This is a genomic window from Ochrobactrum sp. PL_is483 (assembly GCF_055816855.1).
Genome location: NZ_JBVPGS010000032.1, coordinates 146185 through 166144, shown reverse-complemented (window position 1 = coordinate 166144; position 19960 = coordinate 146185). Strand labels below are relative to the sequence as shown.

Genomic DNA, 19960 nt, shown 5'->3' with positions numbered 1-19960 from the left:
ACAATCTCATGAAAAAAGCCCGGTCGGAACCGGGCTTTTCGTCAGTGCGATTGCGGAGCTGCATGCGCCTCGGCTGGCGGCGCATCCTCGTTGTGCTCCGGCTCTTTAATCCGGAACCAGGCGACATAAAGCGCAGGCAGGAAGAGGAGCGTGATTGCCGTACCCGCAATGATACCCCCCATCATCGCATAGGCCATCGGGCCCCAGAACACTTCGCGCGCGATGGGGATAAGCGCCAGGCTTGCCGCTGCCGCCGTCAGCGCGATGGGGCGCATTCGGTGCTGGCTGGCCTGCGTCACCGCATCCCATGGGTGCATGCCCTCCGCGATATGTTCCTCAACCTGCACGATCAGGATGACCGAGTTGCGGATGAGAATGCCAACCAGCGCCAGCACCCCGAGGATCGCCACAAACCCAAGCGGCTTGCCGCTTGGCAGCAAGGCTGCCACAACGCCGATCAAGCCCAGCGGCGCCACGGCCACCACAAGGAACAGGCGTTGGAAGCTCTGGAGCTGAACCATCAGGACGGTCGCCATGACGAACAGCATCAGCGGAACCACCGCAGCAATCGGACCCTGGCTCTTGCCGCTTTCCTCCACCGTACCTGCCGTCTGGATAGAATATCCTGCCGGTAGCTTATCGGCGAAGGTTTTGATGGCTGGCGTCAAATCCTTGACGATCGTGTCCGGCATCGTCTTGTCGATGATGCCAACAGCCACGGTAATCGTCGGAATACGCGAACGGCGATAGATGACCGGCTGTTCCAGCTCATACCGGAAATTGGCTATCGCCGCCAATGGCACCGACGTCCCGTTGCCGGTTGCGATCTGCAAGCTTTGCAGCGTGTCGATCGAGTCGCGTTCCTGTTTCTGCGCCCGCGCAATGACATTGATCAGATAGATCGAATCCCGCACCTGCGTAATCGTGATCCCGCCAACAATGCCATTGAGGGTGGTTGCAATATCCTTGGAGGAAATACCGAGTTTTCTCGCCTTGTCCTGCATCACATCGACGCGAATGACACGGCCCGGCTCGTTCCAGTTGTAGTTGACGACGCCAAGTCGCTTGTCCGCACTCAATATACCGGCAAAATCCTGCGCAACACCGCGCAGCGTCTGAATGTCCGGCCCCGAGATACGGTACTGGATCGGACGGCCGACAGGCGGCCCAAGCTCCAGATATTTCACATAGACATCGGTCCCGACGTAATCCTTGCGGAGCACCTCGTTGAACTTCTGCTTGAGCCTGTCTCGCGCTTGCAGATCCTTCGCAACGACGACCATCTGCCCGAAATACGGATTTGCGGGCTGCACGTCGAAGGAGAGAATGAAGCGGATGGCACCCTGCCCGATATAGGTGCTCCAATGATCGATATCCGGATTGCCTTCGAGCATTGTCGCCTCGAATTTCTCCATCTGGGCTTTGGTATCGGTGATGGAACTGTTTTGCGGCAGCGTCCAGTCGAGCACCAATTCGGGACGATCAGATTCCGGGAAGAACTGTCGTTCGATAAAGCCCATGCCAAAAACGGATACGAGGAAGAGCGCGATTGTCGTAGCGATCGTGATCCATTTGTGCCGCATGGATGCGAGCAGAACCTGCGAGAAGATCGTGAAGAACCGGCTGCGCTTTTCTTCATGGGCCTTCATCTTCTTGGGCAGGAAAGTAACACCCAGCAACGGCGCGAACAGAACCGCCACGATCCATGACACGATCAGGGAAACCGCAATCACCACGAACAATGTGTAGGTGTACTCGCCGGCCTGACTGCTGTTCAATCCGATCGGGATGAAGCCAGCAATGGTCACGAGCGTACCCGTCAACATGGGAAAGGCAGTGCTCGTATAAACGTAAGTCGCCGCCTTGTGGATGGGATCGCCTGCCTCCAGCCGTGCCACCATCATTTCAACAGCAATCATCGCATCATCGACCAGAAGACCAAGCGCGATGATGAGCGCGCCCAATGACACGCGCTGCAAGGAAATATCCATCAACGACATGATCAGGAAGGTGATGGCCAACACCAGCGGTATCGACAGCGAGACAACAAAACCAGCCCGCACGCCCAGACTGACAAAGCTCACGGCCAGCACAATGATGACGGCCTCGAACAGCGCTTCCGTGAAACCAGAAACCGCATCCTTGACGACTTCAGGCTGGTCGGCAACCTTGAAAACCTTGATACCGAGCGGAAGTTCCGCCGTCACCTGGCTCATCATCTTGTCGAGTGCCGCGCCGAACTCGAGCAGGTTGCCGTTTGGCTTCATGCCTATGCCGAGGCCGATTGCATCCTGTCCCTTCACGCGGAAAATGGATGTCGGCGGGTCTATATAGCCACGTGTGATCGTTGCCACATCCGAAAGGCGGAAGAAACGGTCATTCACGCGCAGGTTTACCGCCCGCAGATCGGCTTCCGAGGTGAATTGCCCGCTGACGCGCACGCTGATGCGCTCCGGTCCGGCTTCCACGACACCGGAAGGCGTGATTGCGTTCTGATCCTGCAAGGCTTGCAGGATTGCCTGCTGATCCAGTCCGAGCGCCGCGACCTGTCGCGTGGAGAACTCCAGATAAATGGCTTCGTCCTGCGCGCCGATCAATTCAACCTTGCCCGCATTGGGCAGTGTCAGGATTTTCGTTCGCGTACTCTCGGCGTAGTCCCGCAACTGCCGCATGGAAAGACCATCCGACGTGAAGGCATAGACGTTACCGTAAACGTCACCGAACTGGTCGTTGAAATACGGTCCGAGAACGCCTTGCGGCAGCGTAGTCTGGATATCGTTCAGGAAGTGGCGCACTTCCGTCCACGACTTTTTGACCTGTTCGGCCCGCGTCGTATCTTTCAGGAATACGAACACGATCGACTTACCTGCCGTGGTTATGCTGCGCGTATAGTCGAGCGTATCAAGTTCCTCGAGCTTCTTTTCCAGCCGGTCGGTAACCTGATTCAGCGTTTCCTCAACAGACGCACCCGGCCAATTGGCCTGCACAACCATTGTCTTGATTGTGAATTCCGGGTCTTCCTCCCGTCCAAGATCGATATAGGAAATGAAGCCCGCGACAAGAAAGACGAGCATGAAGTACCAGACCAGGGACCGATGATTCAGAGCCCAGTCAGACAGATTGAATCCTTTTTTCACAGGCCCGTTCCTTTCGCGTCCAGGCGGACTTTCTGTCCCTCCTTCAACTCATTCACCCCGGCAATCGCAACATAACTGCCGATATCGACACCCCCGGCGACAAAACTGCCGCCGCGACGTTCGATAACCTGCACATCGTGAAGGGAAACCGTCTGCTTGTGCGGGTCGATGACCCAGATGCCGGTCTTGCCGTTTTCCTCGCGCAAGGATTGGATCGGCATCGTCACAAGGTTTTGCTCAGGCGCCGCCATGGCGGCACGGATGGTCGCGCCGAGACGAAAGCCGTCAGGCGGATTGTCCAGCGCGATGCGCACGCGGCGCGTCCGCGTCTGCGCATCCGCCTGCGGAGCGACTTCACGCACTGTGCCCTGCCCTGTTACGGTTGAATCGGCCTGAAGCTGCACATTGAAGGGCGTGCCCTGCTCAAAATACTGCGTCATGCGGTCGGGAATATCGACGACTGCTTCGCGAATATCCGGGCGTGCCACCGTCATTACAGTCTGTCCGGCCGCCACCACCTGCCCCACTTCGGCGTTCGTTGTGGAAATGACCCCATCGTAATCCGGGCGCAGCACAGCATAGCTGCGCTGATCCTGCGCCTTCTTCAGCCCCGCCTGGGCCTTTTCAAGCCCCGCCTGAGCGCTGTCGCGCGCCTGCCTTGCCGCGTCATAATCGGCTTGAGACACATTATTGCCTTTCAGCAGGATGCGCTGGCGCTCCTCGCTTGCCGAGGCATTGGCAAACTGTGCTTCGGCGCTTGCCAGATCCGCCCTTGCCGACTGAACGGCAAGGTCGAGATTCGAAGGATCGAGCATTGCAACCATCTCGTCCTTTTTCACAAGATCGCCCACCTGGATAGGCCGGTTGATGATGCGTCCGAGCACCCGGAACGCCAGATCGGTGGAGTAGCGCGGCTCGATTGTTCCAGCAAAGCCGGTCTGCGTGACGGGCTTGGGCTCGACCACCATGTAAAGAACCGGGCGCACCGCGTCCGCGTTCGCTTGCTTGTCTTCTTCCTTGCCGCAGGCAGTGAGCAGAACTGCCGCGCCGAACGCCGCGACATATCCTATCGACCGGATCGCGGAAAACTGGATTGCCGTCTTCATTGTGCAACGAGCCCTTCCTGTTCCTCGATAACCTCGGCCTCTTCGCCTGAACGCAACATCTGCGCGCCTTTCGTAACGATCAGCTCGCCTTCCTGTAGTCCGCCCTCAACGAGGACCCGGCCTTTCTCGTAAGCGAGGACGCTGATCGGAACCAGCGTTGCTACCTTGGAATCCTTCGATAGCCTCCAGACCGCGGTCCGCCCCGCATCCGAGGTAATCGCGCTCCATGGCAAAACGACAATTTTCACGCTGTCCATATGAACCGTGCCGGTCACAGTGGCTCCGAGAGCCATCTGGGGCGGCGTTTGCGCTATCGCGACCTTCACCCGTACGGTTCCTGTCTGTGCATCGACTACCGGCGAAATCTCGCGAATCTTGCCTTCCGCGCTTATCGAGGCGTCGGAAAGCAATGCAATCGTTACCCCCATGCCGATCTTGGCGTGGTTCACCAGCGTCTCCTGAACGTCGAAGACCGCATCGCGTGGGCCGTCCTCGGCAATCGAGAATGCCGTCTGCGCGGCCTGCACGACCTGACCGGCCTCGACATTGCGCGCTGTAATCACGCCGGAAACAGGGGCCTGCAATTCAGTATAGGACAGCTGATCGCGAGCATCGTTCAACTGGCTTTCGGCGCTGGCAAGGGCGCTCTGCGCCGTTTGCAGGTTCTGGTTGGCCTGATCATAGGTGCTGCGTGTCGTGAAGCCTTGCGCCAGCAATGCCTTCTGTCGTGCAAAATTCGCTTGCGCCTGCACGAGCTGCGCGTGTGCAGCATCCTTGGAGGCCTGCGCGACGCGCAGATTGGCTTGCTGCTCGACATCGTCGATGCTGGCCAGCGGCTGGCCTTTTTTCACGTGCTGGCCTATCTCGACCAGACGCTGCACAACCTGACCGTTCAAACGGAACGATACATTGACAAGCGATCGCGCCGCTATCGCACCGGATAAAGTCAGTTTCGGCTGATAGTCGCTCGCGACCGCTTTCACCGCCGCTACCGGGACAAGCGAACCCGCCAGAGCCGGAGATCCGGCGCCAGGGGCCAATAGTCCCAGACAGATGAATAATATGCCGTACCTTCTGACATGGACAGCAGCGGGCTGGCTCGCAGCGCGCTTCCATCCATTTCGCAATCCGTAAATGAGTGATTTTACTGGCATCTACACGATTCTCACTGGTTACGTTCTATTGAGATGCAATTAAAGCTACACAGAGAAAAACGACTTCGTAAAAGAAGTGAAATCATAGCTATCATGGGTCAAAATCTTTTCGGAAACGATTATGAAATAATTGGCGCTATTGGCCTTTTTACCGACGCATTGCTAAGAAGAAGTGTAATAAATGCTGAATTTTTCGAAAAGCTCCAAGAATACGAACTATTATATTCGACCTTTTAACCCTTGGCCTCCTCGACAAATCTTAAACCTGCTGCATTCAATTCATAACGCGTGCGTTGCGTGCGTGAATCACGCTGCCTGATCCGCACATAACCCTGATCCTGACCGAGCAGTGAAATCTCCCGAAGAACCAGCGCGTGAGCAACGCCAAGCAGCCGCGCGAAGGTTCGGCTGTCTGACGCGATATCCAGCGCCAGTGCTGCGATAATTCCCGCGCCAAGCCCCGAAAGACTGCTGGACGCGGTGAGGAGAGCATCGACCAATGCCATATATTCCGCCTCACCTTCATCCATCATGCGGCAGCCGATTTCACGGGGCGGAACGAAACAATCACCGATTTGGAGGTCGGCGTATAGCTTTCATCACCGGAACTGGCGAGCGGCACCAGCACATTCATTTCCGGGTAATAGCCCGCGATACAACCGCGCGGAATGTCATAAGGCACAAAACGAAAATCTCGGGCGATCCGCTCCACACCGTCGTCGAACTCGCCCACAATATCGGCCCGGTCGCCCGCTTCAACGCCAAGATCGGCCATGTCAGCCGCATTCATGAAGACGACCTGCCGTTCGCCATAGACCCCGCGATAGCGATCATCCATGCCATAAATGGTCGTATTGTACTGATCATGACTGCGGAAGGTCTGCAGCACATAACGCCCCGGCTTGCCACGCGCCTGCTGATGCTCGACCGCTTCCGGCAAAGCGCCAGTCCAGAACGTCGCCTTGCCCTCTGTCGTATTCCATTCCAGTTCACGGGCGGAATTGCGCAAATGGAAACCGCGAGGAACCCGTACGCGCTTGTTGAAATCGTAGAAGTCCGGCAATACGCGAGCAATGCGGTCGCGAATGAGATCATAATCGTCGGCAAGTTCCAGCCAATTGACCGGCTGCGGTCCCAGTGTCGCCTGCGCCATGCCTGCAATGATCGCCACTTCCGAGCGCAGATGCGGGGACGCCGGCGCATTGATGCCGCCCGAACCGTGCACCATGCTCATGGAATCCTCAACCGTCACGATCTGCGCAACGCCCTTGGAATTGAGGTCAATTTCAGTGCGCCCCAGGCACGGCAGAATGAAAGAATCCTCTCCCGGAACCAGATGCGAATGATTGAGCTTGGTCGCGATATGAACCGTCAGGCGCTGGCTTGAAAGCGCTTTCGCGATAAGCGGGCTATCGGGGGTAGCCCGCGCGAAATTGCCTCCGAGACCAATGAATGCCTGAGCCGACCCGTCGAGCATGGCGCCGATGGCACCCAGAACATTGTGCCCCGGCTCTCGTGGAACTTCGAAGCCGAACTCCTTTTCCAGCGCATCAAGAAATGCAACGGGAGGCCGTTCATTGATGCCGACGGTGCGATCACCCTGCACGTTGGAATGGCCGCGAACCGGACAAAGCCCGGCACCCGGCCTGCCGATATTGCCGCGTAGCAGCATGAAGTTTGTGATTTCGCGGATCGTAATGACCGAATGGCGGTGCTGGGTGATCCCCATCGCCCAGGTGCAGATGACCCGCTCCGATTGCATATATATCTGCGCCGCGCGCTCCAATGATTGTCGGGGCAGACCGGACTGATCCTCGATTTCTTCCCATGAGGTCGCATCGACTGCAGCGCGATAAGCCGCCAGCTCTGTCGTATGTGTTTGGAGAAAATCCCGGTCGAGGATCGATGGCTTGCCAGCGGCGATTGCCGCGTCATCCGCCGCAAAAACCGCCTTGGCCATGCCGCGGAAAGCGGCAAGATCGCCGCCAAGACGCGGCTGGAAATAGTCACTTGCTATGGCTTCACTGCCGCCATGCAGCATTTCAAGCTTGTTCTGCGGATCGGCAAATCTTTCCAGCCCGCGCTCGCGGATCGGATTGAAAACGACGATCCGTGCGCCGCGCTCGGCTGCACGGCGCAAATCGCCCAGCATGCGCGGGTGGTTGGTGCCCGGATTCTGACCGACCACGAAAATGGCATCGGCCATTTCGAAATCTTCCAGCAGCACGGTCCCCTTGCCGACACCGACCGATTGTTTCAGTGCGACACCGCTTGCCTCGTGGCACATATTGGAACAATCGGGGAAGTTATTGGTCCCATAGGCACGCACAAACAACTGGTAGAGAAATGCGGCCTCGTTCGAAGCGCGACCTGAAGTATAGAATTCAACCCGGTTTGGACTGTCGAAACTCTTCAGAATACCGCCTATAGTTCTGAAAGCCTCGTCCCATTCGATGGCTTCATACTGATCAGTCGAAGCATTGTACCGCATGGGATGGGTCAGGCGACCGGTGTTTTCCAGATCGTAATCCGTCCAGTTGCGCAGCTTCGAAACCGTATGCTCGCGGAAAAAAGCAGGCGTCGTGCGCCGGTCAGTCGCCTCCCAGGCGACCGCCTTCACACCATTCTCGCAAAATTCGAAGGAAGAACCATGTTCCGGATCACCCCAGGCGCAACCGGGACAATCAAACCCGTCGGGCTGGTTGGCCTTGAGAAGCGTGCGCGCGCCGGAGAGAGGAGCGCCGCTTGCGAGCAATTGCTTGCCGCAGCTTTTCAATGCACCCCATCCGCCTGCTGCGGCAGATCGCTTGCCGATGAAACCGGTTTTGATGGCTTTGCTCATCCGTTACCCTCTGACCCAGTTGCAAGACCGCCTTCTTCAATTGGCACGAACTTGCCTGGGCGGGTGCCAATATCATAAGAGGAACTGCGCGGTTCTTCAATTAACTGCGAGGCAATTGTTATCCGATACTTGTTCGTACTTGATTTCAGTCGCACGATCCGTCATGCGATTGGTCAAGAAAAATTACCACAAGGGGTGGGATAGATGCCCAACATCGTTGAAATCGCCGATCTGAAGCGGCTTGCCCGGCGCCGCGTCCCCAAGATGTTCTTTGATTACGCGGATTCTGGCGCCTGGACTGAGTCGACCTATCGCGCCAACGAAGACGACTTCAAGAAGATCAAATTGCGCCAGCGCGTTCTTGTCGACATGACGAACCGTTCGCTGGAAACGACGATGATCGGCGAAAAAGTGGCGATGCCGGTGGCTCTCGCCCCGACCGGCCTGACCGGCATGCAGCACGCTGACGGCGAAATGCTGGCGGCACAGGCAGCCGAAGCCTTCGGCGTTCCTTTCACCCTTTCGACCATGAGCATCTGCTCCATCGAAGACGTTGCTTCGGTCACCAAGAAGCCGTTCTGGTTCCAGCTTTACGTGATGAAGGACCGCGATTTCGTGAAGAACCTGATCGACCGCGCCAAGGCGGCGGGTTGCTCGGCGTTGGTGCTGACGCTTGATCTCCAGATTCTCGGCCAGCGCCACAAGGATATCCGCAACGGCCTTTCCGCCCCGCCGAAATTCACCCCGAAGCATATCTGGCAGATGGCGACGCGTCCCGGCTGGTGCCTTGGCATGATGGGCACCCAGCGCCGCACCTTCCGCAACATTGCCGGTCACGCAAAGAACGTCACCGACCTTTCGTCGCTTTCTTCCTGGACGGCGGAACAGTTCGACCCGCAGCTCAACTGGAACGACGTGGCCTGGATCAAGGAACAGTGGGGCGGCAAGCTCATCCTCAAGGGCATTCTCGATGTCGAGGACGCGAAGATGGCAGCCAAGTCAGGCGCCGACGCGATCATCGTGTCGAACCATGGCGGTCGCCAGCTTGACGGCGCGCCGTCTTCCATTTCCATGCTGCAGCCGATCGTTGAGGCTGTCGGCGACAAGATCGAAGTTCACGTCGACGGCGGCATTCGTTCAGGTCAGGACGTACTGAAAGCCCGCGCGCTCGGCGCGCAGGGCGTGTTCATCGGGCGCCCGTTCCTCTACGGTCTCGGCGCAATGGGCAAGGACGGCGTGACGCTGGCGCTTGAAATCATCCGCAAGGAACTGGATATCACCATGGCGCTCTGCGGCAAGCGCGATATCAACGATATCGACAAGTCGATCATCCATTCCATAAACTTTTGACGCTGTTTGGAGCCGGCCCCGTGTCGGCTCCTTACTTTAGCTATTACTTAAAAAGTATCGCGCTATACGTGAGTTTCGACGAAAAACACACCGCAAAGTTACTTAATAATAACTAACTGTTAAACATATCTCTTTACCATATCCGGCAATACGGCTTTTGAGCCGTTTTTCTGTTCGGATTTGGAGTAGAAACCGATGAAGCGCATTTCCGCCATTGCCATCGTGGCTGTCAGTCTGATGGCGGGATCAAATGCGGCATTCGCCGCTGATATAATTGCAGACCCTGTCATTGAACCAATGCCGGAACCGGTCAATGCCTCCGGCTGGTATATTCGTGGCGACCTCGGTTACAATTTCAAATCCAGCACGGATGGTGAGTGGAATTTCTGGAACCAGTTCGATCCGCCTCATCGCGGCATTGACGACACGCTGCGTTACAACGATTTCGACCTCAAGGCAGGTGCGACCTACGGCGTGGGTGTGGGTTACCGCTTCACCGACATGTTCCGCGCCGACGCCACGCTCGACTATTTCCGCGCGGGCATCAACGGACGCACCCCCTGTCCGAGCTATGTGAAGTCCGGGAAGGGTTTCAATCCAGTCGAAAACAACTGCAACTACGAGGATTCGTCCACCGCCAATATCTGGACAGCCATGGCCAACGCCTATGTCGACCTGCCGCGCACGGGGCCTGTGACGCCATATCTCGGCGCAGGGCTTGGCGCTGCCTATGTCAGATATGATGACTGGAAAAGCCACGAAGTCTGCGCTGGCTGCACCTATTCCAGCGAAAAGGGCGGACTGGACAGCTGGCGTTTTGCCGTGGCTCTCATGGCCGGTGTCAGCTATGACCTGACCGAACAGCTCAAGCTCGATGTCGGCTATCGCTATATGCGCATCAATGGCGGCAAGGCCTACGGATATGATGCTGACGACCGCAGCACGAACCCTTACGGCAATGCCGAGGGACCGGGCGCGACCGGAACGCAGGCCAAGGACAATGGCTTCAACATGCATACGATCCGCGCCGGTCTTCGTTACGAATTCCGGTAGAGCGGTTCCTATTTGAACAGAAAAGCCCGACCGAGCCGGGCTTTTTTCATTTCAGCCGCGTGAAGTCGGCGCTTTCGACAGCAGTACCGTCCGGATTGCGAAACTGGAGTGGATGCGCGCGACACCGGGCAGCCGCGACAGGATTTCCTTGTGGATGATTTCATAGGCTGCCGCATTTTCGGCTTCGACGCGGAGAATATAATCCGCATCACCCGTCATGAGATAGCATTCCTGCACTTCCGGGTGCCGCCGCACGGCTTCCTCGAAACGGTTCAGAAACTCCTCGGTCTGCCGGTCCAGCGTGATGCGCACGATGGCGACCAGCCGTTCATCGCCATCGGATGAACCGACAATGGCCGTATAGCCGCGGATAACGCCACTCTCCTCCAATATCTGCACCCGCCGCAGGCAAGCAGACTGCGAAAGCCCCACTTCGCCGGCAAGTTGGCTGTTGGTCATGCGCCCATCGCGGCGCAGGCAACGAATGATATTGCGGTCTATACTGTCGAGCGTTGACATGAATTTTCTTCAATCTGAGAGCTAAAATATGCGCAAGATGTGCGATAATTCGCACAATATACGACAAATAGCAAAAACATTCGAATAGTCTTCAATTAATATATGAGCAAGCTTTAGGGTGAGGAATAGCAAGGTTTCTCTCCCCGAATTTTATATGCTTCGGTCGGCAGCCAATCCACACGGACAGCGACCCTCCAAGCGTTCTCGCAGGATAGCGGCCAGTCTGGAAAGAACCGTATAAATGGTTGATATGTCGATGCAATTTTCACAAGGTGAACGCGACCTTGCTGCCGGTGGCATCCTGACCATCGATCTTTCAGCCTTGCGTCATAATTATTCGGCCATTGCCAGCCGCATCGCTCCCACAAGTGCCGCTGCCGTCGTCAAGGCGGATGCCTATGGGCTTGGCGCCTGCCGCGTCGCGCCTGCATTTTACGATGCCGGTTGCCGCGATTTCTTTGTCGCCCATCTCGGCGAAGCCGTTGCGCTCAAGCCTTTCCTGCAGCCCGATGCGACGCTTTACGTTCTGAACGGTCTTCAGCCTGGAACGGAAGCTGCCTGCGCTCGCAAAGGCATTTTGCCAGTGCTCAACTCGCTGGAACAGGTTGAAAACTGGGCGGCGCTCGCCGCCAGACAAGGCAGGAAACTGCCTGCCCTGCTCCAGCTCGATACCGGCATGTCGCGTCTTGGCCTTTCGGCCAGTGAATTCGACCGCCTGACGGCCAATCCTGCGCTACTTGACGGCATTGACGTGAAATTCGTCATCAGCCATCTGGCCAGCGGCGACGAGCCGGAAAATGCGGCAAACGCGCGCCAGCTTGCCAATATGACGGCCCTGCTGGCGCGACTGCCAAAACTTCCGGTTGCCTTTGCCAATTCCGGCGGCAGCTTCCTCGACAAGACCTATCACTTCGACCTGGCCCGCCCCGGCATCGCGCTCTATGGCGTTGGTCCAGAGACCGGAGAAAACCCGATACTTCCGGTTCTCACCCTTTCGGCACGTGTCATCCAGGTACGTGACATCGATAAGGGTGCGGCGGTCGGCTATGGCGGCACCTATATCGCCAAAGGCCCGATGCGGGTTGCAACAATTGCTGTCGGTTATGCCGATGGCTGGTTCCGTTCCCTCAGCAACAAGGGGTCTGCCTTCTTCGGTGAGACGCGCCTGCCGATCATCGGACGCGTATCGATGGACTCGATCACGCTCGACGTCAGCGCATTGCCGGAGGGCACGCTGAAGCTCGGCAGCCTTGTGGAGCTGATTGGTCCGCACCAGCGTCTTGAAGACGTGGCACGCGACTGCGACACCATTCCCTATGAAATCCTGACTGCGCTCGGCAACCGTTATGCCCGTGTCTACGTGGACAGCGGCGCGGGCGACATAAAAGCATAAGACAAGAGGCGAACATGCAGATCACCATCCTCGGCAGCGGCGTCATCGGCGTTACGACCGCTTACTACCTCGCCAAGCTCGGTCATGAGGTAACCGTTGTCGACCGTGAAGAAGGCCCCGCGCTGGAAACGAGCTTCGCCAATGCGGGTCAGGTCTCGCCGGGCTATGCATCGCCCTGGGCAGCACCCGGCATTCCGTTCAAGGCCGCAAAATGGCTGTTCCAGAAGCATGCCCCGCTTGTTCTGCGCCCAACCTGCGACCCGGTTCAGTATAGCTGGCTCCTGCAGATGCTCGCCAACTGCACCGACAGCCGCTACAAGGTCAACAAGACCCGCATGGTGCGCGTGGCCGAATATGCGCGCGATTGCCTTGTCGACCTGCGCAAGGAAACCGGTATTGAATACGACCAGCGCATGCAGGGCACGCTCCAGCTGTTCCGCGAGCAGTATCAGCTTGACGGCATCGGCAAGGACATCGAGGTGCTGCGTCAGGACGGCGTGCCGTTCGAAGTGCTTGACCGTGACGGCTGCGTGAAGGTGGAGCCGGCCCTTGCCCATGCGAAGGACAAGTTCGTCGGTGGCCTGCGCCTGCCACATGACGAAACCGGCGATTGCTTTAAGTTCACCAATGCGCTTGCGAAAATCGCCGAAGGACTTGGCGTGAAATTCCGTTTCGGCGTCAACATCAAGTCGCTGCTGATGTCCGGCGGCAAGGTTTCCGGCGTCGAGACGTCGGAAGGCGTTCTGACCGCCGACCGCTATGTCGTTGCGCTTGGCAGCTATACGCCCGCGCTCGTCAAATCGCTCGGCCTCAACGCGCCGATCTATCCGGTGAAAGGCTATTCCATCACCGCGCCGATCATCGATGAAAGCCGCGCGCCGGTTTCAACCGTTCTCGATGAGAGCTACAAGATCGCCATCACCCGTCTTGGCGACCGCATCCGCGTTGGCGGCATGGCGGAAGTGTCGGGCTTCACCAAGGATCTGCCTGCCGCGCGCCGCGCAACGCTCGACCTGTCGGTCACCGATCTGTTCCCCGGCGGCGACCTCAAGGCAGCGACCTTCTGGTCGGGCCTGCGTCCGATGACACCGGATTCCACCCCGATCATCGGTGCAACGCGCTACGACAACGTGTTCATCAATGCCGGTCACGGAACGCTTGGCTGGACCATGTCCTGCGGTTCCGGCAAGCTGCTCGCAGACCTTATTTCCGGCAACAAGCCGGATATCCGTGCCGACGATCTCGGCATTTCCCGCTACGAATAAGAGAATGCGTGTGCGCCGTCAAAAACTTGGCGGCGTGCAGGCGCTGACGATTTCGCAGGGCACCGGCCCGACACAACGGAACCGGTGCGGCAGCTTGCTCGAAAAGTAATAGGCATCGCCCGGCCCCAATATGCGGCGCTCGGCTCCAACCGTCACTTCAATGCGGCCTGAAATAACGATACCTCCCTCTTCGCCCTCGTGCATCAGCAGCACTTTTCCCGTGTCTGAGCCCGGCTCGTACCGCTCCTTCAACATCTGCAAGGCGCGCGAAAACAGGTGGTCGCCCACCTGCCGATAGGATATCGGCCCCTTGCCGATTTCCACCAGCTCCTCCGCCTGATAGAATACCTTGTGCGGCGCATCCGGTTCGAGCGCGAAAAACTCGGCCATGCCGATGGGAATGCCGTCGAGAATGCGCTTCAATGCGCCGACGGACGGATTGGACTGATTGGCTTCGATAAGAGAAATGGTCGAATTGGTCACGCCTGCCCTTTTGGCAAGCTCCCGCTGCGACAGATTCTGCCGCATGCGCACATAACGAAGCCTCCCGCCGATATCGATGCTCATCAAACCTTCCCTTCCTGTTTATGATGTTCGATATAGCACAAACTTGACGATTACCCTACATGAAAACAATGACTTAATATTTTGAAGAAAAGGACTTGTTGCCCTTCGCAAAGCGTGTCCTGCTACCCTCAAATAGGAGGACACAATGCTCACCAAAACCAACGCGCCAAGCCTTGAGAATTTCTGGATGCCGTTCACCGCGAACCGGCAGTTCAAGGCGGCGCCTCGTCTGCTCGCAAGTGCTTCGGGCATGTATTACACCGACACTGACGGCAATCAGGTTCTAGACGGCACGGCAGGTCTTTGGTGCTGCAACGCCGGTCATGGCCGCAAGCGCATTACCGAAGCTGTCGAGCGCCAGATTTCCACCATGGATTTCGCGCCCACCTTCCAGATGGGCCACAATGTGGCTTTCGACTTTGCCGAAAAGCTCGCGGCCATTGCGCCCGGCGGGCCGGACGCGAAGCTCGACCGCGTGTTTTTCACCAATTCCGGCTCGGAATCGGTCGACACCGCACTGAAAATCGCCATCGCCTATCAACGCGCCATCGGCCAGGGCACCCGCACCATGGTTCTGGGCCGCGAGAAGGGCTATCACGGCGTCGGTTTCGGCGGCATTTCTGTCGGTGGCCTTGTCAATAATCGCCGCGTCTTCCCGCAGATCCCCGCCGATCATATGCGTCATACGCTCGATATTGAAAAGAACGCCTTCTCCAAGGGCCTGCCCGCACATGGCATTGAGCTTGCCGACGATCTGGAACGCCTCGTCCAGCTGCATGGCGCAGAAAAGATCGCCGCCGTCATCGTTGAACCCATGTCCGGTTCGGCTGGCGTCGTTCTGCCGCCGAAGGGCTATCTGGAGCGCCTCCGCGCCACGGCAGACAAGCACGGCATCCTCCTGATCTTCGACGAAGTCATCACCGGTTTCGGTCGTCTCGGTACGCCGTTCGCGGTTGATTATTTCGGCGTCGTTCCTGACCTTGTGACCACCGCCAAGGGCCTGACCAACGGCGCCATCCCGATGGGCGCGGTCTTCGCCAGCCGCAAGGTGCATGACGGCCTGATGACCGGTCCGGAAAATGCCATCGAGCTGTTCCACGGCTATACTTATTCCGGCCATCCGGTTGCCTCCGCCGCCGGTCTCGCCACGCTGGAAATCTACGCCGAAGAAGGTCTCCTGACCCGCGGCGCGGGTCTTGCCGATCATTGGCAAGAGGCGTTGCACTCGCTCAAGGGCGTTTCGAACGTCATCGACATCCGCAACCTCGGTCTGGTTGGCGCCATCGAACTGTCGTCGCGCAAGGATGCACCGGGCGCCCGCGCCTATGACGTCTTCGTGGATTGCTTCAAGAAGGGCCTGCTCATCCGCGTGACCGGCGACGTGATCGCACTGTCGCCGCCGCTGATCGTGGAAAAGGAACAGATCGACACGATCGTTTCCGTCCTCGGCGACGCCATCAAACGCGCAGCCTGACCAGCACCCGGGTCACGCTGCTTTTAGGAGGCAGGACCTATAATTTGACGGAAATGGCACCTTACTAGGTCCTGACCCCAGCCGCCGCTGTTCCCCTGCGGCGGCTTTTTTTGATGCAATTCACCCACGGCTATCGGGAAATACGAAACCGCGATAATATTCAAATCGCATATTGTTTTGTCCGGGAACCTTTTGCCCTCGCATACATCCAATGGACTCCACAGGAGTTTGAACCATGCGTGCAAAAACCGCCGTACCAACCATCTCTCCGACATTTCAGGGTGATCTCGTCCTCGCGCAATGCGCAAAAATGCACGATCTGGAAGCGTTGCGCAAAATCATGCAAACCAACAACCGGCGGCTCTATCGTTTGGCCCGCGGCATTCTGCGCAATGATGCCGAAGCGGAAGATGTGGTTCAGGAGACCTATCTCCTGGCCTTCAGAAGCCTTGACCGCTTTCGCGGCCAGTCCAGCCTGACCACGTGGCTGTCGCGCATCGCAATTCACGAAGCACTCGGTCGCCTGCGCAAGTCCCGGAAGGCCGAGAAACTTCTCGACACATTACCCGACACATCGTCAGACAATATCATCCCGTTCCCCTCCGCCATAAGCACGGACGATCCCGAACGCGGTTTTGCGCAGCGCCAGATATTGCAACTGGTCGAACAGGCGACGGACAATCTGCCAGAAATTTTCCGCCTCGTATTCGTTGCACGGGTTATCGAAGGCCTGAGCGTGGAAGAAACCGCCGAATTATTGAACCTGCGCCCACAGACGGTGAAGACACGGCTTCACCGCGCCCGATATTTGCTGCGCAAACAACTGGACGAACAGATCGGCCCTGTCTTGCTGGATGCCTTTCCCTTCGCAGGCAAGCGCTGCGAACGGATCATAACCGGCGTTCTGGCGAGACTGGGCAAACAGGCATAATGTCAGGAACCTTTTGAATTCTCCCGCATCCAATGATCGTAGCCAGAGCATTTCCAGCAAAAGCGTGAAGCGGTTTTGCGTTGGAAAATGTGGCGAAACAAATAGTTAGAGGGAGAGTTCCATGTCTGTTCGTTCAGTTATATCCGTTGCCGCAATTTGCATTTGCGGCAGTCTGTCTCTGGCAATCGCCCAGGACGGAAAATTAAGCGACCCGGCGATAGCTCATATTGCTTACACGGCAGGCGCCATCGACGTCGCAGCTGCCAAGCAGGCGCTTGAAAAATCCAAGAACAAAACTGTGCTTGAATTTGCCCAGACCATGATGCGCGATCATGAAGCCGTCAATCAGCAGGCGCTCGCCCTGGTCAAGAAGCTGAAGGTCACGCCCGAGGATAATGACACAAGCAAAGCCTTGTCCAAAGCGGCTACGGACGAGCTGGCCAAACTCAGCAAGCTCGATGGCGCAGCTTTCGACAAATCCTATGTCGACAACGAGGTTGCCTATCATAAGGAAGTCAACAAGGCGCTGAAAACCACGCTCATCCCCGCCGCCAGCAATGCCGAGTTGAAGAGCCTGCTTGAGACCGGCCTCAAACTGTTCCAGAGCCATGAGCAACATGCCGAACACATCGCCGCGTCTTTGAAATAGGAGCAGTCCGATGAGATATGTTCAGGCGGTCACGATACTTGCCGGGCTTCTGGTTATCAGTGTCCCGGCACAGGCCAAAACGATCCAGGTGACGGTCGAGAAACTCGCTTTTTCGCCGTCCAATATCGAAGCGAATGTGGGCGATGTGATCGAATGGAACAACAAGGACCCCATGCAGCACACCGCAACCGTAAAGGGAGGATGGGATATCCTGCTGCCGCCCAAAAAGGTGACGAAGCAGGTTCTCAATTCGCCGGAAGCCGTCAACTATTACTGCCGTTTCCATCCGGATATGGTCGGAAAACTGACGGTTAAACCATAACGAAAAGCCTGCGATGGCGCGCAGGCTTTTCATCCTCCCTGCGAGGGGGTGAAGTTCGCCACCAGCGCATGGCTGTCGCCGGGATAGGTGAAGCGCACATGCGTTACCGGTTGGTCGGCGTTCCATGTCTGGCGTTCGATCACCAGACAGGGCGAGCCCACCGGGATACCGAGCATGCCCGCATTCTCCGGCGTGGCGGCGATTGCGCGTATCGAATGTTTTGCGCTGCTCCAAGGCACGCAGGCAACCAGCCACGGCCCCGGAGAGTTTTCGGCAAAATCCGTCTGAGCCGCCGCCGGAACAGCATCCAGACTGATGATGCGCTCTTCCAGGGCGAAGACGCGCTTGCCCGCAAAGTGACGGCAGACGAGTTCGACCAGCGGCGTGTGGCGCGGCATATCGATATGCCTTGCATCGGCAGGCCCGCTCAATCGTTCGCGCCGACTTGTCAGTTCGAACCGATAGGCAACGCCAAGCGCTGCCACCTCATCGCGAATATCGTGGATTTCGAGGATCGCCGCCTGCGATTGCGGAAAGGAAACAAAGCTGCCCGACCGGCGCTTGCGCTCGATCAGGCCCGCCTTGGCAAGCTGGGTCAGCGCCTTGTTCACGGTCATGCGCGAACAGCCGTACTGTTCCGTCAGTTCGTGCTCGAACGGAATGCGATGACCGGGCAGCCATTCTCCCGACAGGATGCGCGATTCTATATCGTCCAGAATACGCTGATGCAGCGAAAGCACCGGTGCGTCCTTTGCGATCGAATCTTCGCCAGCCATGCCGTCTCCTGTCAGGCGAGTAATTCGCCGATCGTTTTCTGGAAAGCACGCTCGGCTTCATCGCGCAAGCGGTGACGCCCGCCTTCCACCTGTTTAACACCGCGCACCCACACATCACTCACGCGGGCGCGACCGCCGAAAATCCAGCCGTCCAGCACCGCGTCGCCTTTTGCATGAGGCAGACGCGCCGCATCAAGCGCAACAAAATCGGCTGATGCGCCAACTTTCAAGCCATCGTCTGCGCGTCCCATGGCGATATTGCCGCCCGCAACCGCACCGTCGAACAGTGCACGTCCGGTCGATCCTTCGTTTTCGGCCAGCACATTGCGGGCGCGGTGGTGAAGACGCTGCGAATATTCTAGCTGGCGCAACTCATCGCCAATGCCGATCAGCACATTCGAATCCGAGCCCACGCCAAACTTGCCGCCAGCGGCGGCAAACACCGTCGCATTGAAAGTACCGTCGCCAAGATTGGCTTCCGTCACCGGGCAGAGACCGGCAATTGCTCCCGCCTTGGCCATACGTTTCGTTTCGTCGTCAGTCATGTGGGTTGCATGAATGAGGCACCAGCGCGAAGACAGGTCCTGATTATCGAGAAGCCATTCAACCGGACGCTTGCCCGACCAGGCAATGCAGTCTTCCACTTCCTTTACCTGCTCGGCCACATGAATATGCGCCGGCGCATCGGGCAGCAACCGCGTTACAACGGCAAGCTCATCCGGCGTCACGGCGCGCAAACTGTGCGGCGCAACACCCAGAACCGCGCCATCAAAACCGGCCAGCGCTTTTTTGCAGCCTTCGAGCAGCAGTGCGAAGCGCTCGGGATCATTGATGAACCGGCGCTGACCGTCATTGGGAGCGGCACCACCAAAGGTCGAATGCGCATAAAAGACCGGCAGCAGCGTCAGTCCGATGCCCGCTGCCCTGGCAGCCGAGACAATGCGATCCGCCATTTCAGAGAGGTTGGCGTAGGGCGTGCCGTCGCGGTCATGATGCAGATAATGGAACTCGCCGACGCGGGTGAAACCGGCCTCCAGCATGTCGACATAGAGCCGCAGCGCCACGGCTTCCGCCTGTTCCGGCGACATGGTGAGCGCGAATTTATACATGATCTCGCGCCAACTCCAGAACGAGTCAGCAGACGGACCTCGCCGCTCGGCAAGCCCAGCCATCCCGTACTGGAAAGCGTGGCTGTGCAGATTTGGCATGCCCGCGACAATGACCGCATGGCGCTCGTCGTCAGGCTTCGCGGAAGCACCGGCTTCAAGCGACACGATCTTTCCAGCAGCAATGCCGATCCGCACGTTGTCGGTCCAGCCGCTCTCAAGGAGTGCCTGACCGGCATGGACAAAACGTGTTTTGAGCGGGGCATCTGACATGGATAGGCTCTCCTCGACTTTGTTCTCATGCATTTCGATACAA

At 57.8% G+C, this 19960-nt stretch carries 17 protein-coding genes; 8 read left to right on the top strand and 9 right to left on the bottom strand.

Going from position 1 to position 19960, the window contains the following annotated elements; genetic code table 11:
- Window positions 1–41 precede the first annotated feature (41 nt).
- The 5 genes from AC0TNJ_RS09350 to AC0TNJ_RS09330 form a co-directional block, all read right to left on the bottom strand.
- Complete coding sequence (locus AC0TNJ_RS09350) at window positions 42–3137, bottom strand: efflux RND transporter permease subunit (protein ID WP_473770929.1); 3096 nt, start codon at window positions 3135–3137, stop codon at window positions 42–44.
- Window positions 3134–4243: an efflux RND transporter periplasmic adaptor subunit gene (locus AC0TNJ_RS09345; protein ID WP_473770928.1), complete on the bottom strand. Its 1110-nt coding sequence runs from the start codon at window positions 4241–4243 to the stop codon at window positions 3134–3136. The genes AC0TNJ_RS09350 and AC0TNJ_RS09345 overlap by 4 nt, the downstream gene beginning before the upstream one ends.
- The gene (locus AC0TNJ_RS09340; protein ID WP_473770927.1) at window positions 4240–5397 is read right to left on the bottom strand and encodes an efflux RND transporter periplasmic adaptor subunit; all 1158 of its coding nucleotides are present in this window, start codon (window positions 5395–5397) and stop codon (window positions 4240–4242) included. The genes AC0TNJ_RS09345 and AC0TNJ_RS09340 overlap by 4 nt, the downstream gene beginning before the upstream one ends.
- A gap of 233 nt (window positions 5398–5630) precedes the next feature.
- Window positions 5631–5930 carry a hypothetical protein gene (locus tag AC0TNJ_RS09335; RefSeq protein ID WP_122001364.1) on the bottom strand — a complete coding sequence of 100 codons (300 nt, stop codon included), beginning with the start codon at window positions 5928–5930 and terminating at the stop codon, window positions 5631–5633.
- Window positions 5927–8239 (bottom strand): FdhF/YdeP family oxidoreductase, encoded by a 2313-nt coding sequence (locus AC0TNJ_RS09330; RefSeq protein ID WP_473770926.1) that lies wholly within the window; start codon window positions 8237–8239, stop codon window positions 5927–5929. Before AC0TNJ_RS09330 ends, AC0TNJ_RS09335 begins: the two co-directional genes overlap by 4 nt.
- 204 nt (window positions 8240–8443) lie before the next feature.
- Here AC0TNJ_RS09330 and AC0TNJ_RS09325 point away from each other — a divergent pair, with 204 nt between their 5' ends.
- The gene (locus AC0TNJ_RS09325) at window positions 8444–9589 is read left to right on the top strand and encodes an alpha-hydroxy acid oxidase (RefSeq protein WP_473769726.1); all 1146 of its coding nucleotides are present in this window, start codon (window positions 8444–8446) and stop codon (window positions 9587–9589) included.
- A 195-nt stretch (window positions 9590–9784) separates the two neighbouring features.
- The gene (locus tag AC0TNJ_RS09320; protein ID WP_473770925.1) at window positions 9785–10642 is read left to right on the top strand and encodes an outer membrane protein; all 858 of its coding nucleotides are present in this window, start codon (window positions 9785–9787) and stop codon (window positions 10640–10642) included.
- 51 nt (window positions 10643–10693) lie between these two features.
- Here the strand turns inward: AC0TNJ_RS09320 and AC0TNJ_RS09315 are convergent, their stop codons facing one another.
- Complete coding sequence (locus tag AC0TNJ_RS09315) at window positions 10694–11161, bottom strand: Lrp/AsnC family transcriptional regulator (RefSeq protein WP_122001368.1); 468 nt, start codon at window positions 11159–11161, stop codon at window positions 10694–10696.
- A 241-nt stretch (window positions 11162–11402) separates the two neighbouring features.
- On the opposite strand from AC0TNJ_RS09315, the gene alr reads away from it, so the two are divergent.
- The gene (gene alr / locus AC0TNJ_RS09310; protein ID WP_473770924.1) at window positions 11403–12554 is read left to right on the top strand and encodes an alanine racemase; all 1152 of its coding nucleotides are present in this window, start codon (window positions 11403–11405) and stop codon (window positions 12552–12554) included.
- Between the two features lie 14 nt (window positions 12555–12568).
- The gene (locus tag AC0TNJ_RS09305) at window positions 12569–13819 is read left to right on the top strand and encodes a D-amino acid dehydrogenase (protein ID WP_122001370.1); all 1251 of its coding nucleotides are present in this window, start codon (window positions 12569–12571) and stop codon (window positions 13817–13819) included.
- 18 nt (window positions 13820–13837) lie between these two features.
- Here AC0TNJ_RS09305 and AC0TNJ_RS09300 read toward each other — a convergent pair whose 3' ends face one another.
- On the bottom strand, window positions 13838–14386 hold the full coding sequence (locus tag AC0TNJ_RS09300; protein WP_121985900.1) for a cupin domain-containing protein: 549 nt from the start codon (window positions 14384–14386) through the stop codon (window positions 13838–13840).
- Window positions 14387–14531: 145 nt separating this feature from the next.
- Here AC0TNJ_RS09300 and aptA point away from each other — a divergent pair, with 145 nt between their 5' ends.
- The 4 genes from aptA (at window position 14532) to AC0TNJ_RS09280 (ending at window position 17762) form a co-directional block, all read left to right on the top strand.
- Window positions 14532–15860, top strand: a complete 1329-nt coding sequence (aptA, locus tag AC0TNJ_RS09295) for an omega-aminotransferase AptA (protein ID WP_122001371.1) — start codon at window positions 14532–14534, stop codon at window positions 15858–15860.
- A 235-nt stretch (window positions 15861–16095) separates the two neighbouring features.
- Window positions 16096–16791, top strand: a complete 696-nt coding sequence (locus tag AC0TNJ_RS09290) for an RNA polymerase sigma factor (protein WP_473770923.1) — start codon at window positions 16096–16098, stop codon at window positions 16789–16791.
- Between the two features lie 121 nt (window positions 16792–16912).
- Complete coding sequence (locus AC0TNJ_RS09285) at window positions 16913–17440, top strand: DUF4142 domain-containing protein (protein ID WP_473770922.1); 528 nt, start codon at window positions 16913–16915, stop codon at window positions 17438–17440.
- Window positions 17441–17450: 10 nt separating this feature from the next.
- Window positions 17451–17762 carry a cupredoxin domain-containing protein gene (locus tag AC0TNJ_RS09280; protein ID WP_473770921.1) on the top strand — a complete coding sequence of 104 codons (312 nt, stop codon included), beginning with the start codon at window positions 17451–17453 and terminating at the stop codon, window positions 17760–17762.
- 29 nt (window positions 17763–17791) lie between these two features.
- Here AC0TNJ_RS09280 and hutC read toward each other — a convergent pair whose 3' ends face one another.
- Complete coding sequence (gene hutC / locus AC0TNJ_RS09275) at window positions 17792–18538, bottom strand: histidine utilization repressor (protein WP_122001375.1); 747 nt, start codon at window positions 18536–18538, stop codon at window positions 17792–17794.
- A gap of 11 nt (window positions 18539–18549) precedes the next feature.
- Window positions 18550–19917, bottom strand: coding sequence for a formimidoylglutamate deiminase (locus AC0TNJ_RS09270; protein ID WP_473770920.1), 1368 nt, complete (start codon window positions 19915–19917; stop codon window positions 18550–18552).
- Window positions 19918–19960: the final 43 nt, after the last annotated feature.

What these genes read in the sequence shown, in the direction of transcription:
- AC0TNJ_RS09345 (WP_473770928.1), bottom strand. Translation starts at nt 4,243, where the DNA reads ATGAAGACGGCAATCCAGTTTTCCGCGATCCGGTCGATAGGATATGTC.
- AC0TNJ_RS09340 (WP_473770927.1), bottom strand. Translation starts at nt 5,397, where the DNA reads ATGCCAGTAAAATCACTCATTTACGGATTGCGAAATGGATGGAAGCGC.
- AC0TNJ_RS09335 (WP_122001364.1), bottom strand. Translation starts at nt 5,930, where the DNA reads ATGATGGATGAAGGTGAGGCGGAATATATGGCATTGGTCGATGCTCTC.
- AC0TNJ_RS09330 (WP_473770926.1), bottom strand. Translation starts at nt 8,239, where the DNA reads ATGAGCAAAGCCATCAAAACCGGTTTCATCGGCAAGCGATCTGCCGCA.
- AC0TNJ_RS09325 (WP_473769726.1), top strand. Translation starts at nt 8,444, where the DNA reads ATGCCCAACATCGTTGAAATCGCCGATCTGAAGCGGCTTGCCCGGCGC.
- AC0TNJ_RS09320 (WP_473770925.1), top strand. Translation starts at nt 9,785, where the DNA reads ATGAAGCGCATTTCCGCCATTGCCATCGTGGCTGTCAGTCTGATGGCG.
- AC0TNJ_RS09315 (WP_122001368.1), bottom strand. Translation starts at nt 11,161, where the DNA reads ATGTCAACGCTCGACAGTATAGACCGCAATATCATTCGTTGCCTGCGC.
- alr (WP_473770924.1), top strand. Translation starts at nt 11,403, where the DNA reads ATGGTTGATATGTCGATGCAATTTTCACAAGGTGAACGCGACCTTGCT.
- AC0TNJ_RS09305 (WP_122001370.1), top strand. Translation starts at nt 12,569, where the DNA reads ATGCAGATCACCATCCTCGGCAGCGGCGTCATCGGCGTTACGACCGCT.
- AC0TNJ_RS09300 (WP_121985900.1), bottom strand. Translation starts at nt 14,386, where the DNA reads ATGAGCATCGATATCGGCGGGAGGCTTCGTTATGTGCGCATGCGGCAG.
- aptA (WP_122001371.1), top strand. Translation starts at nt 14,532, where the DNA reads ATGCTCACCAAAACCAACGCGCCAAGCCTTGAGAATTTCTGGATGCCG.
- AC0TNJ_RS09290 (WP_473770923.1), top strand. Translation starts at nt 16,096, where the DNA reads ATGCGTGCAAAAACCGCCGTACCAACCATCTCTCCGACATTTCAGGGT.
- AC0TNJ_RS09285 (WP_473770922.1), top strand. Translation starts at nt 16,913, where the DNA reads ATGTCTGTTCGTTCAGTTATATCCGTTGCCGCAATTTGCATTTGCGGC.
- AC0TNJ_RS09280 (WP_473770921.1), top strand. Translation starts at nt 17,451, where the DNA reads ATGAGATATGTTCAGGCGGTCACGATACTTGCCGGGCTTCTGGTTATC.
- hutC (WP_122001375.1), bottom strand. Translation starts at nt 18,538, where the DNA reads ATGGCTGGCGAAGATTCGATCGCAAAGGACGCACCGGTGCTTTCGCTG.
- AC0TNJ_RS09270 (WP_473770920.1), bottom strand. Translation starts at nt 19,917, where the DNA reads ATGTCAGATGCCCCGCTCAAAACACGTTTTGTCCATGCCGGTCAGGCA.